Origin of the sequence: Streptomyces sp. NPDC051636, assembly GCF_044453765.1 — a bacterium.
In the GTDB taxonomy this organism is placed as follows: domain Bacteria; phylum Actinomycetota; class Actinomycetes; order Streptomycetales; family Streptomycetaceae; genus Streptomyces.
This window is the reverse complement of the sequence record NZ_JBITDA010000002.1, coordinates 540827-553565: the sequence shown is the minus strand read 5'-3', so window position 1 is coordinate 553565 and position 12739 is coordinate 540827. Positions and strand designations below refer to the sequence as shown.

The 12739-nt window shown below is 74.1% G+C and carries 17 protein-coding genes; 9 read left to right on the top strand and 8 right to left on the bottom strand.

The features are described 5' to 3' along the window. The 3 genes from ACIBBH_RS06280 to ACIBBH_RS06270 are packed head-to-tail and all read left to right on the top strand — an operon-like array spanning position 1 to position 2841. A complete protein-coding gene (locus ACIBBH_RS06280) occupies positions 1-1020 on the top strand; it encodes a glycosyltransferase family 9 protein (protein ID WP_399402438.1) in 1020 nt (339 codons plus the stop codon). After that, positions 998-1930, top strand: a complete 933-nt coding sequence (locus ACIBBH_RS06275) for a glycosyltransferase family 2 protein (RefSeq protein ID WP_399402436.1) — start codon at positions 998-1000, stop codon at positions 1928-1930. Before ACIBBH_RS06280 ends, ACIBBH_RS06275 begins: the two co-directional genes overlap by 23 nt. Further along, the gene (locus tag ACIBBH_RS06270) at positions 1927-2841 is read left to right on the top strand and encodes a glycosyltransferase family 2 protein (RefSeq protein ID WP_399402434.1); all 915 of its coding nucleotides are present in this window, start codon (positions 1927-1929) and stop codon (positions 2839-2841) included. The genes ACIBBH_RS06275 and ACIBBH_RS06270 overlap by 4 nt, the downstream gene beginning before the upstream one ends. A gap of 38 nt (positions 2842-2879) precedes the next feature. On the opposite strand, the gene ACIBBH_RS06265 is transcribed toward ACIBBH_RS06270, so the two are convergent. Both ACIBBH_RS06265 and ACIBBH_RS06260 read right to left on the bottom strand, forming a co-directional pair. After that, a complete protein-coding gene (locus tag ACIBBH_RS06265; protein ID WP_399402432.1) occupies positions 2880-3047 on the bottom strand; it encodes a hypothetical protein in 168 nt (55 codons plus the stop codon). 49 nt (positions 3048-3096) lie between these two features. Next, a complete protein-coding gene (locus tag ACIBBH_RS06260; RefSeq protein WP_399402431.1) occupies positions 3097-3588 on the bottom strand; it encodes a DUF1360 domain-containing protein in 492 nt (163 codons plus the stop codon). Positions 3589-3907: 319 nt separating this feature from the next. Between ACIBBH_RS06260 and ACIBBH_RS06255 the strand changes: the two genes are divergently transcribed. Beyond that, positions 3908-5140 (top strand): polysaccharide pyruvyl transferase family protein, encoded by a 1233-nt coding sequence (locus ACIBBH_RS06255; RefSeq protein ID WP_399402429.1) that lies wholly within the window; start codon positions 3908-3910, stop codon positions 5138-5140. An 85-nt stretch (positions 5141-5225) separates the two neighbouring features. Further along, positions 5226-6680, top strand: coding sequence for an FAD-dependent oxidoreductase (locus ACIBBH_RS06250; protein ID WP_399402427.1), 1455 nt, complete (start codon positions 5226-5228; stop codon positions 6678-6680). Here ACIBBH_RS06250 and ACIBBH_RS06245 read toward each other — a convergent pair. Next, positions 6674-6883, bottom strand: coding sequence for a hypothetical protein (locus ACIBBH_RS06245; protein WP_399402425.1), 210 nt, complete (start codon positions 6881-6883; stop codon positions 6674-6676). The genes ACIBBH_RS06250 and ACIBBH_RS06245 overlap by 7 nt on opposite strands. A gap of 185 nt (positions 6884-7068) precedes the next feature. Between ACIBBH_RS06245 and ACIBBH_RS06240 the strand changes: the two genes are divergently transcribed. Further along, complete coding sequence (locus tag ACIBBH_RS06240; RefSeq protein ID WP_399402424.1) at positions 7069-7383, top strand: DUF6343 family protein; 315 nt, start codon at positions 7069-7071, stop codon at positions 7381-7383. Here the strand turns inward: ACIBBH_RS06240 and ACIBBH_RS06235 are convergent. The 3 genes from ACIBBH_RS06235 to ACIBBH_RS06225 form a co-directional block, all read right to left on the bottom strand. Further along, positions 7283-7708 (bottom strand): carboxymuconolactone decarboxylase family protein, encoded by a 426-nt coding sequence (locus ACIBBH_RS06235; protein ID WP_399402725.1) that lies wholly within the window; start codon positions 7706-7708, stop codon positions 7283-7285. The two genes, ACIBBH_RS06240 and ACIBBH_RS06235, sit on opposite strands and share 101 nt — an antisense overlap. Before the next feature lie 273 nt (positions 7709-7981). Beyond that, positions 7982-8767 (bottom strand): VOC family protein, encoded by a 786-nt coding sequence (locus tag ACIBBH_RS06230; RefSeq protein ID WP_399402422.1) that lies wholly within the window; start codon positions 8765-8767, stop codon positions 7982-7984. 112 nt (positions 8768-8879) lie between these two features. Further along, entirely contained in the window at positions 8880-9038 is a 159-nt protein-coding gene (locus ACIBBH_RS06225) for a hypothetical protein (protein ID WP_399402420.1), read from the bottom strand. On the opposite strand from ACIBBH_RS06225, the gene ACIBBH_RS06220 reads away from it, so the two are divergent. Together ACIBBH_RS06220 and ACIBBH_RS06215 are read left to right on the top strand one after the other, a co-directional pair. Beyond that, positions 9037-9627, top strand: a complete 591-nt coding sequence (locus ACIBBH_RS06220) for a TetR/AcrR family transcriptional regulator (protein ID WP_399402418.1) — start codon at positions 9037-9039, stop codon at positions 9625-9627. The genes ACIBBH_RS06225 and ACIBBH_RS06220 overlap by 2 nt on opposite strands. A 363-nt stretch (positions 9628-9990) precedes the next feature. Next, positions 9991-11049 (top strand): hypothetical protein, encoded by a 1059-nt coding sequence (locus ACIBBH_RS06215; protein ID WP_399402417.1) that lies wholly within the window; start codon positions 9991-9993, stop codon positions 11047-11049. A gap of 112 nt (positions 11050-11161) precedes the next feature. Here the strand turns inward: ACIBBH_RS06215 and ACIBBH_RS06210 are convergent, their stop codons facing one another. Together ACIBBH_RS06210 and ACIBBH_RS06205 are read right to left on the bottom strand one after the other, a co-directional pair. Continuing rightward, the gene (locus ACIBBH_RS06210; RefSeq protein WP_399402415.1) at positions 11162-11374 is read right to left on the bottom strand and encodes a hypothetical protein; all 213 of its coding nucleotides are present in this window, start codon (positions 11372-11374) and stop codon (positions 11162-11164) included. 133 nt (positions 11375-11507) lie between these two features. After that, positions 11508-11804: a hypothetical protein gene (locus ACIBBH_RS06205; RefSeq protein ID WP_399402413.1), complete on the bottom strand. Its 297-nt coding sequence runs from the start codon at positions 11802-11804 to the stop codon at positions 11508-11510. 134 nt (positions 11805-11938) lie between these two features. Between ACIBBH_RS06205 and ACIBBH_RS06200 the strand changes: the two genes are divergently transcribed. After that, positions 11939-12682 carry an SOS response-associated peptidase gene (locus tag ACIBBH_RS06200; RefSeq protein WP_399402411.1) on the top strand — a complete coding sequence of 248 codons (744 nt, stop codon included), beginning with the start codon at positions 11939-11941 and terminating at the stop codon, positions 12680-12682. Positions 12683-12739 lie beyond the last annotated feature (57 nt).

The window sequence follows — 12739 nt, the reverse complement described above, 5'->3', positions numbered from 1 at the left end:
GTGACCGCCGCACCGGAGAAGCCCCGCCTGCTGGTGCTGCGCGCGCTGGGCCTCGGCGACCTCCTCGCCTCAGTGCCCGCGCTGCGCGGCATCCGCCGGGCCTTCCCCCGGCACCGCGTCGTCCTGGCGCTGCCCCCGGCGCTCACCGAGGCCGCCCTCGCCACCGGGAGCGTCGACGACGTCCTGCCCGCCGATGCGCCGAACCGGGGCGTGCCGTCGCTGGAGCACTGGCCGGGACCGCCCCCCGTCCTCGCGATCGACCTGCACGGCAACGGCCCCGAGAGCCGCGACGCCCTCGCCGCCCTCCACCCCGGCCGCCTGCTCGCCTTCGCCCAGCCCGACCCCGTACCCGGCCGGCCCCCCGAGTGGCGGCCGGACGAGCACGAGCGCGCCCGGTGGTGCCGCTTCCTGAGGGCGTACGGCATCCCCGCCGACCCGGACGACGTACGCCTTCCCCCGCCGTCCGCGCCCTCCCCGGCGCCCGGCGCGGTGGTCGTCCACCCCGGCGCGGAGGCCGCCGCCCGCCGCTGGCCCGCCGAGCGCTACGCCGAGGTCACACAGCGGCTGCGGGCCGCCGGTCACCGGGTCGTCCTCACCGGCGGGCCGAAGGAGGACGCGCTGGTGCTGGACGTCGCCGCCCGCACCGGCCTGCCCGCGCGGGACGTGCTGCGCGGCGGGCTGCCCTTCGGCGCCCTCTCGGCGCTCGTCGCCCACGCGGCGCTGGTCCTCAGCGGAGACACGGGCCCCGCCCACCTCGCAGTCGCGCACGGCACGCCGTCCGTGACCCTCTTCGGCCCGGTGCCACCCCACCTGTGGGGCCCACCGCCCTCCCCGCGCCACCTCGCCCTGTGGCACCCCGGACCGCCCGGCGACCCGCACGGCGACGCCCCCGACCCCCAGCTGTTGCGCATCACGGCCGACGAGGTCACCGCCGCGGCACTCTCCCTGCTGCGGCCCGAACCACCAACCACGGAGGAAGCAAAGGGAGTTGACAGCCGTGTTCCCTCGGTCCGTCCCTGACGCGCCGCCCGCCCGCGCCGACGCCCCGGACGGCCGGGTCACCGTCGCCGTGATCACCCGCGACCGCTGCGCCAGCGTGCTGCGCACCCTCGATGCCCTCACCGCGCTGCCCGAGCGCCCGCCCGTCATCGTCGTCGACAACAGCACCGACGACGCCACCCTGCTCGCGGTACGCCGTCACCCGGCGGCCGTCCGCGTCCTCAGGCCCGGCCAAAACACCGGCGCCCTCGGCCGCAACCTCGCCGTACAGCAGGCCCGCACGCCCTACGTCGCCTTCAGCGACGACGACTCCTGGTGGGAGCCGGGCAGCCTCGGCCGGGCCGCCGACATCCTCGACGCCCACCCCCGCCTGGGCCTCGTCGCCGCCCGCACCCTCGTCGGCCCAGAGGGCGCCGACGACCCGCTCAACGACGTACTCGCCGCCTCCCCCCTGCCGCGCGATCCCGACCTTCCGGGCCCTGCGATCCTGGGCTTCCTCGGCTGCGCCTGCGTGGTGCGCCGGGACGCCTTCCTCGCCGCGGGCGGCTACCACCCGGTGCTCTTCTTCGGCGGCGAGGAGACCCTGCTCGCCTACGACCTCGCGGCCGGCGGCTGGGGTGTCACCTACGCCCCCTCCCTGACCGCCCGCCACCACCCCGAGCCATCCCACCGCGCGGACCGCGGCCACCTTCAGCTCCGCAACGAGGTCCTCACCCTGTGGCTGCGCCGCCCGGTCCCGGTGGCTCTGAAGGCCAGCGCCCGTCTGACGGCCGACGCCGTCACCGGCCGGCCGGCCGCCCGCCGCGCCCTGCGCGGGGTCCTCACTCGCCTCCCGGCCGCCATCGCCCGGCGCCGCAGGCTGCCCCCGCACGTCGAGCGGGCGGCCCGGCTGCTGGACGGGCCCGCGCCCCGGGGGAGGGGACCGGTATGAACGCGCACACCGGCGAGCGGGACGGCCGTACGACCGTGGTGGTGATCACCCACAACCGGCGCACCGAACTCCTGCGGACGCTCAAGCTGTTGCGGGAGCTGCCCGAGCGGCCCCCGGTGATCGTCACCGACAACGCCTCCACCGACGGCACGGCCGAGGCCGTCCGGCGTGACTTCCCCGACGTCCGGCTGCTCACCCCCGGCCGCAACCTTGGCGCCGTCGGCCGCAACCTGGCGGTGCGCCGGGTGCGCACGCCCTACGTCGCCTTCTGCGACGACGACTCCTGGTGGGAGCCCGGCAGCCTCAGGCGCGCGGCGGACGTGCTCGACAAACGGCCCCGGCTCGCGGGCGTCACGGCCCGCATCGTCGTGGAGCCCTCCGGCACCGAGGACCCCGTCGTACAGGAGCTGCGGGAATCCCCGCTGACCGGCCCCGACTGGCTGCCGGGACCGCCGCTGGGCTCCTTCCTCGCGGCGGCCACCGTGCTGCGCACCGACGCCTTCCGCGGCGCGGGCGGCTTCCACCCCGGCCTGTGGCTCGGCGGTGAGGAGGAACTGCTGGCCACCGACCTGCTGCGACAGGGCTGGTGGCTGAGCTACGTGGAGGACCTGACGGTCCACCACGAGGCCTCCGTCCTGCGGGACAGCACCGCCCGCAGGATCCTCGGGCTGCGCAACACGCTGTGGTTCACCTGGCTGCGCCGCCCGCTCCTGCCCGCCCTGCGCCGTACCGCCCACCTGATGGTCACCGTTCCCCGGGACGCCGCATCCGCCCGCGCCTTCGCCCGCGCGGCGGCCGGCCTGCCCTGGGTCCTGCGGCAGCGCGACCCCGTACCCCCGGAGCTCGAACGGCGGCTGACGGCCCTGCAGCACGCGCGGCGGGACTCACCCGCTCGCCGGTACGTGGGGTGAGGTTCCCGCCGTGTCGGTGGTCGGCCGTGTCGCCCGGGTCAGGAACCCGTACCCCCAGGCGTCTCCTCGGCCGTGTCGGGCACGTCGTCGCGGTCGCCCTCGGCCTGAGAGGGCGGGGGGTGCTCGGGGCCCGGGTCGTCGGCGGTGGTGCGGGCGCCGGGCTCCTCCGGCTCGCCCTCGGCCTGGGAGGGGGTGTGGTCGCTCATCCTGCTCATTCCTCCTGCTGTCGCTGCTGCCGTTGGGGGCCCGGGACGGTCACTCCGCGTTCGCCGCTTGCGTCCAGGTCCAGGCGTACTGCAGCCAGTCCGCCACCGTGAGCGCGCCGAGGCCGCCGCAGACCAGGCGCGTGGCCCGGGGCGCGGAGGCGTAGCAGCACACCAGGACGCCGGCCAGCCAGGCCGAGGTGCAGAACGGGCAGGACACGAGTTCGCCCACGGCACGCCGTACCCCAGTGCCACGGGGCTCGTCCGTGACTTCGGCGGCCTCGTCCTCGGACCGGCGGCGGGTGAACGGCGCCCGTACGAAGCTGGTGACCTTGTCCCTGGTCAGCAGCCGGGAACCCTTGTACGCGGCCGTGCCCATGAGGGCGACGTCCCAGGGCGGCACCCGCTGGGGCAGCCGTACACCACGGCGACGCGCCACCGCCGTGAACACGGCGGCACCCGCCGTGAACGCGCCGGCGAGCACGGCGTAGCCCCCGAGGGGCACCTCGCCCTCGTCGTCGTACCGCGCGGTGTCCGTCGTCATGGCACCTCCCTGGAGCGTGTCTGCCCGTCCCGGTGGGCTGGCCCCGAGTTCCCCGGAGTGCGGCCACCACACGTGACCAGGGGGGCGACGGAAAGGGCGGACGCGGTCCTGAGGCGGGGTGCGCTCCGACCGCCCATACTGTTCCTACGTACGGATCTGCGTACGGAGCCCTTACCGGAGATGATCCCGCCGCCGCGCGGCCCGGGCCCGGCACCACGACCGGGCCTCCCCCCCCACAGCAACGCGGCCCGCCCCCGGTGGGCGGGGCTGCCCCGGACCGCTGTCCGGCCCCGTCGCCTCCTTCGACAAGGAGTTCCGGATGACCCAGACCCAGCGTCCGTCCCCCTCCCCGTCGGATCTGCGGATCGGCCTGCTCGGCTCCTACGGCGGGTGCAACATCGGTGACGAGGCGATCCTGAAGTGCGTACTGAGCTGCCTGCGCGCGCACCGGCCGGACGCCCGCCTCGTCGTCTTCAGCCGGCACGCCGACCACACCCGGCTCCACCAGCCGCAGGCCGACGAGGTGGTGTCCTGGGAGGGCGTCCCGCAGAAACCCGTGCTCGACGCCATCGCGAGCCTGGACCTGCTGGTGCTCGGCGGCGGCGGGATCCTCTACGACGGGGAGGCGCGGCGCTACCTGCGGCTGGTCCGGGCGGCCCACGACCGCGGCGTGCGCACCTTCGCCTACGCCGTCGGCGCGGGCCCGCTGCGCGAGCCGGAGGACCGCGAGGCGGTGCGCACCGTGCTGCCCGCGATGGACGACGTCGTGGTCCGCGACGAGGAGTCCCGCCTGGTCCTGGAGGAGGTCGGCGTCGAGTGCGAGCTCACCGTCACCGCCGACCCGGCACTGCTGCTGCCGCCGGAACCCTTCACCGAGCAGATGATGCGCCAGGAGGGCCTGCCCGTCGGCACCCGCCTGATCGGGATGTCCGTACGGGAGCCGGGCCGGGCGGCGGAGAACCTCGACGAGGCCAGCTACCACGCGCTCCTCGCCGACGTGGCCGACTTCCTGACCCGGCGCCTGGACGCGCACGTGGTCTTCGTACCGATGGAACGCCAGGACGTCCACCACGCGCACGGCGTGCTGTCCCGGATGAGCGCCCCGGACCTCGGGCGGATCCTGCACAATTCCTACAGCCCGGGCCAGGTGCTGGGCTTCATGAGCCACCTCGACCTGGTCGTCGGCATGCGCCTGCACTTCGTGATCTTCGCCGCGGTCACCGGCCTGCCGTTCCTGCCGCTGCCGTACTCCGGCAAGGTCTTCGACTTCGCCCGGCGCACCGGCGCGCCGGCGCTGATCGGCGTGGCCCGGGAACAGGCCGGGCTGCTCCTGGCCGAAGTGGACCGGCTCTGGGACGAATTCCCCGACCGGCGCGGGGACCTGGGCGCCCGCGTGGCCGGGCTGCGGGCGCTGGCCGGGCAGACCTGCGTGCGCTGCGGTGATCTCCTCGACTCCCTCGACGGCGGCCCGCGCGACGCCGGACGGCACCGCGAGCCCGACCTGTGCCTGTTCACACCGGGTGCGGAACCGGTCCGGGTCGACGGGAGGTAGTGGGGGCGGGCGGAAGGGAACCCGAGCCGACAGGACGCGCCACCTGGCCGACGGGAAGCGACACCGAGCCGACGGGAAGAAAGCGATGCCCCTCCTGGAAGAACCGCGCCACCCCCGGACCGTCACCCTTCCCCCGCGCCCGGCCCGGCACGGCGGGCGGACGGACGTCCTGGTCGTCGGCGGCGGCCCGGCCGGCACCGCCGCGGCGTACGCGGCCGCCGACGCGGGTGCCGACGTCGTTCTCGTGGAGCGCTACGGCTTCCTCGGCGGCAACGCCACCGTGGCCCTGGTGATGCCGCTGATGTCGTTCCACAACGAGCACAAACAGGCCGTGTTCGACGATCCCTGGGAGCAGGGCGGCCGGCTGCTGCCCGGCGACCACGGCGAGGGCGAGGCGGTGGTCGCCGGCTTCCTGTGGCGGTTGCTGGACCGGCTCACCGAACGCGGCGGCTGCATTCCCCCCTCGCTGGAGACCGGGTACACCGTGCCGTTCGATCCGGAGGTGTACAAGTCCGTCCTCCTCGACCTGCTCGACGGGGCGGGCGTGCGCCTGCTGCTGCACGCCTTCGCCTCCACCGCGCTGCCCGTGGACGACGGTTGGCGTGTGGTGTTCGAGACGAAGTCAGGACCGGTGGTGATCGACGCGGGGGTCGTGGTCGACGCGACCGGCGACGGCGACGTGGCCGCCGCCTGCGGAGCGCCCTGCGAGATCGGGCGCCCCGAGGACGGGCTCGTACAGCCGATGACGCTGATGTTCCGGGTGGTGGACTTCGTACGGCCCCGGTTCGCCGACTACGTGCGGTCCCATCCCGACCAGTGGCGCGGGGTGCACGGGCTGTGGGATCTGGTCGAGGAGGCCACGGCGGCGGGCGAACTCCACCTGTCGCGCGAGGACATCCTCTTCTTCGGCACCCCGCACCCCCACGAGGTCGCCGTCAACAGCACCCGGGTCACCGGGGCGCTGGGCATCGACGTCTGGGACCTGACCCGGGCCGAGTGCGCCGCCCGCCGCCAGATGGCCCAGATCGACCACTTCCTGCGCACCCGCGTCCCCGGCTTCGAGAACGCCTACGCGGTGCAGAGCGGCACCCAGATCGGCGTACGGGAGACCCGCCGCATCCTCGGCGACTACCAGCTCACCGGGCACGACATCCTGCAGGCCCGCCCCTTCACCGACGTGGTCGCGCACGGCGCCTATCCGATCGACATCCACAACCCGGAGGGCACCGGAACCGTCCTCAAGCGCGTGCCACGGGGCCGCTACTACGACATCCCCCTGCGCTGCCTGCTGCCCCGGGACACGGAGCGGCTGCTGGTCGCCGGCCGCTGCATCTCCGGCACCCACGTGGCGCACTCCTCCTACCGCGTGATGCCCATCGCGATGGCGACCGGCCAGGCCGCGGGCGTCTGCGCCGCGCTCGCCGTCCGCCTCGGCCGGCGCCCCCGCGAGGTGCCCCACCGGGTCGTCCAGCAGGAACTCCTGCGCCAGGGCGCCCGGCTGCGCTGCGCGGCCGCCGACTTCGCGCCGACGCCTCAGTGAGCGGACGCGGCCCCCGCCGGGGACGGCTCCGGTACGGGGCCGGGCTCGGGCGGCCGCGGGCCGGGCGGCGGGGTGGGTGACGGGCCGGGCGGCGGCTCGGGCACCGGCTTCGGCAGCGGGGGACCGGGCGCCGGATCGGGGTGGCCGGGGACCGGCGGGGGCGGGGTGGGTTCCGGCGGTACGGGGATGGGGGGCTCGGCCATGGTCGCCTCCTTCACAGGTTCGTACGTTCCTCCTGCCGGCTGGTACAGGATGCAGTGTGTTCCCCGAATGCCGTGCGTCACGCCCGTCACGGCACGGGAAACGGTGCGGCCTGTTTGCCTTCCCGCCCGGCGGGCTACGCGGGTGGGCGGACGCTGTCGCCCTCATCCTGGAAGGAGGGTGCGCCGTGAGCCACGACAACCGACGGCGGACGCGGCCCGGCACCCCCGGCCGGCGCTCCGCTCGAACCGGCACCGAACCGGTCACCGCCCGCAGCGCACTGCGTTCGCGTCTGCTGCTCTCCGCCGTCTTCCTGCCCGTCTTCGCCGCGGGCACCGCTGTCTTCGGTGTCTGGGCCGCGCGCTCCGGCCCCGGCGACACCCCCGGCCGCGGTGCCCTGGTCACCCTGGCCGCGGTGTGCGGGGCACTGGCGCTGGTGGCAGCGCTGGACCTGGTGGTGGTGACGGGCCGCGTGCGGCGGGAGGGAGCCGGCCGCCGTTGAAGGGGCCCTGACGCACCGGATGCTTGCTGAGGATCGAGACGCGGTCGAACGCGTTGGTGATCGCGACCCGGATGACCGCCGACACCTGAGCCTCACCGACCACCTGCCGGGCAACGGAGTAGGCCGGCTCCTGAACGGCGTCGTCGGACGGGCCGGTGACCGCCTCCGCGAGCGCCAGGGCCGCGCGTTCCTCGGACGCGAACCGCTCGGTGTCCCGCCAGGCCGCCGGCACCCCCGGCCGCCGTGTGGTCCCGCCGACGCGCAGCGCGGCGCCGGAGTGCAGGTCGAGGCAGTGCCCGCGGCCGTTGAGCCGGGAGACGCCCAGGTTGACGAGCTCCCGCCTTCGGTCGCGACCTGCGCCGCCGCTGCCTTGACCTCGGCGGAGAGGTTCGAGCCGGAGAGATTCCGCGTGAACTCGTCGGCGGCGCGGCTGAGGGCGATCGCGCCGATGACGGCCGGGCCGAGCGTGCCGCCGAAGTCGCGCAGCAGGCCGGCCAAGAGCAGGGCCATCCCGGAGCGGCCGGTCAGACGGCCGACCCGTCAGCGGGCCGCAACCGGAGCGTGTCTGCGGACCGACCGCCCGGAGGCCTCTTCCCGCCTACGCCTGCCGCGGGTTCGGCTTGAGCGCCGCGAAGACGGCACCCGAGGTGTCCGCGAGCCACGCGATCGTGCCGACGTCCGGCACGTCCGCCGCCGGCATCAGCACCGAGCCGCCGTTCTCCTGCGTGTTCCGCACGATCTCGTCGGCGTCCGCGACGGCGAAGTACGGCACCCAGCCCGGCCCGTGGGCGCCCTCCTGGAGCGGGGCCACCCCGCCGAAGGACGTGGCCTGCTGGTCCCCGTCCCTGAGGCTGAGCACCCGGTACGTCATCCCGGGTGCCTGCATCTCCTGCGAGCGCCAGCCGAAGAGGTCGCGGTAGAAGCCGATCCCGGCGACCGGGTCGGGTACGTGGAGCTCCACCCACACCAGGGTGTTCTCCTCGGAGGCCTTCTCCAGCCCGCCCTGCGTCCTGCCCGGCTGCAACACCGCGAACCGGGCCCCCTGCGGGTCGGTGAGCTGGGCCATCCGCCCCTCGTCCATGATGTCCATGGGCGCCACCCGCACCGTGCCTCCGCCCTGCTCGACGGCCCCGGCCGTGGCCTGGGCGTCGTCGGTGCGGAAGTACACCGTCCAGGCGCTGCGCGCGCCCTCCTCGGTGAGCGGGCCCAGAGCGGCAACGGTGCTGCCGTCCTTCTGGAAGAACCCGTACCCGCCGGCCTCGGGCCCGGCGGAGACGAACTGCCAGCCGAAGACGCCGCCGTAGAAGGCGGTCGCCCCGTTGGTGTCCGGACTGCCGAGATCGATCCAGCAGGGTGATCCATGGGTGAAGTCTGTACCGAGCACGCGCCCTCCAACGGCTCCGCGGGACCACCGCTGCGCAGCCCCGGACGAATCCCGCAACGATGCCCACGTCCGCCCGTCCTCCTCCGGCACCCGGCGCGACGGGGCGCCGGAATCACACTCCGGGGTGACGCGCCTCGTCCAGGAGCATCAGTGCGGTCACGGGATCCCGGGGACGACCCCGCGATGCCGCGTACATGCTGAAGCGGGTGGAGGTGTCGGACAGTACCGCGTCGGCCCACTCCGGATCGTCGTGGGGGGCGGGTGAGGGCATGCCGGACATCAAGCACTTCGATCCGGACACGGTGCTGGAGACGGTGATGCGGCTGTTCTGGCGTGAGGGCCTGGCCGCGACCGGGATCCAGGACGTCGTCACGGCGACGGGGCTCAGTCGCTCCAGCCTCTACGCCACCTTCGGAGGCAAACAGGAGCTGTATCGCGCCGCACTGCGCCGCTACGTGGAGCAACGCTCCGAGCCGGCGTTCCGGCGCCTGGCTGAGGACGGGCGCGGCCTGCCGGCCGTCGCCGACTTCTTCACCGCGCTGATCGAAGCGCGCTGCTCCGGGGAGTACGCCCGCTGGGGCTGCATGGTCTCCAACGCGCACGCCGGGGCCGAGAACGGCGACGCCGAGGTCCGGGCCGTCCTCGACCGGCACCATCGGCAGCTGCGGGAGGCGATGTACGCGGCCCCGGCAACCGCCGGAACACAGGGACAGCTCGCCCCCGGCGTCCAGCCCGAGGCCGTCGCCGAGCTGCCGGCGCTGCTCGCCTACGGTGTGAACCTGCGCTCCCGTGCCGGAGCGGATGCCCGGGAACTGACGAGGAGCGTGACCGCCGCGCTCGACTCCATCGGCATGGCGTAGGCAGGGTCGCGGCCCGGCCCCCCCTCGCACGGCACAGGACCGCACTGGTGGCGGGCTCTGCGCCCGCAGCCGGGACGCCGCTGCCGGTTCCGGCCGGACGCTGGTGCGTGGGCGAGCCGGAGCACGCCCGTGCCGTCCTCACCCTTCCCCGTCACCCGGACAGGCCAACCCGGCACGTCCTCATCAGCACCGGCACCGCCGTACGTCCGGGCCGGCCGGGGACTTCCCGGCTCCGGCCGCCAGGCGATCTTGGCGTGGGTCCCGCAGGATGGTGCCGGTTGCCCGGCCATGAGGGTCTGCCGAGGGCAACCGCTTCCCGTGTGCGGCGGACTGCCGCCTCCTCCTTCCCGCAGGGAGCACCGCATGGCAGTGATGACGGAAGAACTCGTACCGGTGCTGGACGATGCGCGCCAGGCTCATGCCGCGGTCCTCGACCGGTTCCGGGCGGACGTGACGGTCACGCCGCCCGGCCCGTACCGGCAGATGCTCGAACGCCAGGCCGCCGAGGTCCAGGAAAACCTCCACCTCATCCAGTACCAGGTGCGCGAGCTGCAGCCCCAGGGCGTACTCGGCTCGGCGGCGGGCCTGACGCGGTTCGTCTCGCGGGGCGCGGCGCGCACGGCGATGCTGCCGCTGACGATCGGCTCGAAGATCGTGACGGGCATGCTGCCCGGCAGAGGCCCGGCCGATGCGCGGCAGCTGCTGAGGAACGCGGAGGACGAGTACGCGGCTGTGGCGCGGGCGCTGGCGGCGTCCCGGGCCGGGGAGGTCCTCGCCGAACAAGTGGACGACAGGGCCACCGCCGATCTACTCGGCTCGGTGCGCCGCCAGGACGAGGAACTGCTGCGGGCCCTGGAAGACAGCCTCGCCGAGCAGGCCCGCGCCGTGACGGCGTCCGCCAACGGCTCCGGGCCCCGGGAGAATCACAACGGCAGGCTTGCCGATACAGCGGCCCGGACGATGCGAACCGCTTTCGACCGGGCGCGTGACATCGCCCAGCGCGGTATCCGGCGCGCCAAGGGGGCCGTCGGCGGTACTCCGCGGGAGGCCTTCCCGCCCGGCCCGGTCGCCGAGGAGTTCCTGGGAACGGTCAAGCGGGAGGAGGACCTGCCCATTCTCGGATTCAGCCAGCTCAGCACGGATCAGATCCGGCGGCGGCTGCCCACGTTGTCCCAGGCGGACCTGGCGGTGGTCGAGGGATATGAACGCGCGCATGCCAAACGGAAGCGAGTCCTCGACGCCATCGAGCAGTTGCGGGCGGAACAGCCGTGGGCCGGCTACGACGCCATGGAGCCGGACGAGATCACCGCGCGGCTGGAGGACGTTCCCCTCAGCGCGGTCCGACGGGTGCTGGAGTACGAACAGCGCCATCGGCGACGCGAAGAGGTCATCTCCGCGGCCGAGGCGCGCATCGGGGGCTGAGCGCGAGTTCCCGCCCCTTCCAGTTCGAACCGGGTCACTTCGTACCCGGCTCGCACGATCCATCACTCACTGTCACGGGGCCCGACTCCTTGACGGCCATGTGCCGCCGATGTCACCGGAGGCAGCCGACATCCAGCACTTCGACCACGTCCCCCTGGACGGTGTACACGAGCCAGCACCATTCACCGAACGCTGCGGCCAGTGCCGGGGGCTGTGTCCCGGTGTCCTCGGCCACAGCCTCGATGAGTGCGACGATCTCCTCATGGGCGTCGTCCGGGACGTCGAACAGTGCGTCGGCAGCCCGTTGAACCAGTTCGACCTTCATCTCGCCCCCTGCGGACGGCAGGCAGCACGATAGGCAACCGTGCACTGAACACGATAAATCCACCGCCCGTCCACTTCGCGGCGGAGACGGCGCACGGGCGCCGCAGCCTCAGGGCGTCCCCGCTCGCCCGCGGCTACCGCTCGGGGACGGCGAGTTCACGTCCCCGGTAGAAGCCTTCGCGCTCTTCGGCGACGTACGGCGCCATCCTCGCCCGCCGCTGCGCCTCCGGTTCGGAGGCCCGCCAGGAATCGCATGCCTCCTTGGAGTCCCAGAACGACACCCCGGTGATCTCCTGTCCGTCCTCGGACCAGTACGCGAAGGCGCGGCGCATCCCCTTCGGGTAGGGGGCCGGCTGCCAGGCGCTCTCGAAGTCCTCCACGGTGCCCTGGCGAAGGCGGCGCGTGGTCACCCAGACGAAGTGCTCCTTCACTGCAGCCTCCTCCGTGACGCCGGTTCCGGTTGCCGCCCCCTTCTGGATCACCGTAGACCCAAAATGTCACTTTCGCCTGCGCGGCGATCGCGGTGTTGCCGCGGGGCACCCCCCCTCGGTGGCACAGTTGCGGTATGTGCGGCCGTTACGTCTCCACCCGCGGCCCGGAGGACCTGGTCCGGCTGTTCCGGGTCACCGCCTGGCGCCCGGAGGAGGCGTTGGCGCCGAACTGGAACGTCGCCCCGACCGACGACGTGTGGGCCGTCCTCGAGCGCACCCCGCGCGACGAGGGAGCTGCTGCGCCGCCGCGGAGAGAGCTGCGGCCGCTGCGCTGGGGTCTGGTGCCGTCGTGGGCGGAGGACGTGAAGATCGGCGCGCGGATGATCAACGCGCGGGTGGAGACGGTGCACGACAAGCCCGCGTTCCGCCGCGCGTTCGTCAAGCGCCGCTGTCTGCTGCCGGCCGACGGCTTCTACGAGTGGCAGCAGATCAAGGCCGAGGGCACGCACAAGCCCAGAAAGCAGCCGTACTTCATCCATCCTGCCGACGGTCGGGTGATGGCGCTGGCCGGGCTGTACGAATACTGGCGGGACCCGGCGGTGAAGCGGGACGACGATCCTGCCGCCTGGCTGATGACGTGCGCCATCCTCACGACCGAGGCGACCGACGCGGCCGGACGCGTCCACCCGCGCATGCCGCTGGCCCTCACGCCCGGTCACTACGGCGCCTGGCTCGACCCCCACCGTCAGGATCCGGACGAACTGCGCGCGCTGCTCGGCCGACCCGCCGGTGGCCACCTGCGGGCCCGGCCCGTTTCCCCCGCCGTCAACGATGTCGGCAACAACGGCCCCCAGCTCCTGGACGAGTTCGCCGTGTAACGGGGGCGGCAGCCGGCCGACCGTGGACAGGCCGTCGCGCGCACCGGGCGGGGGACG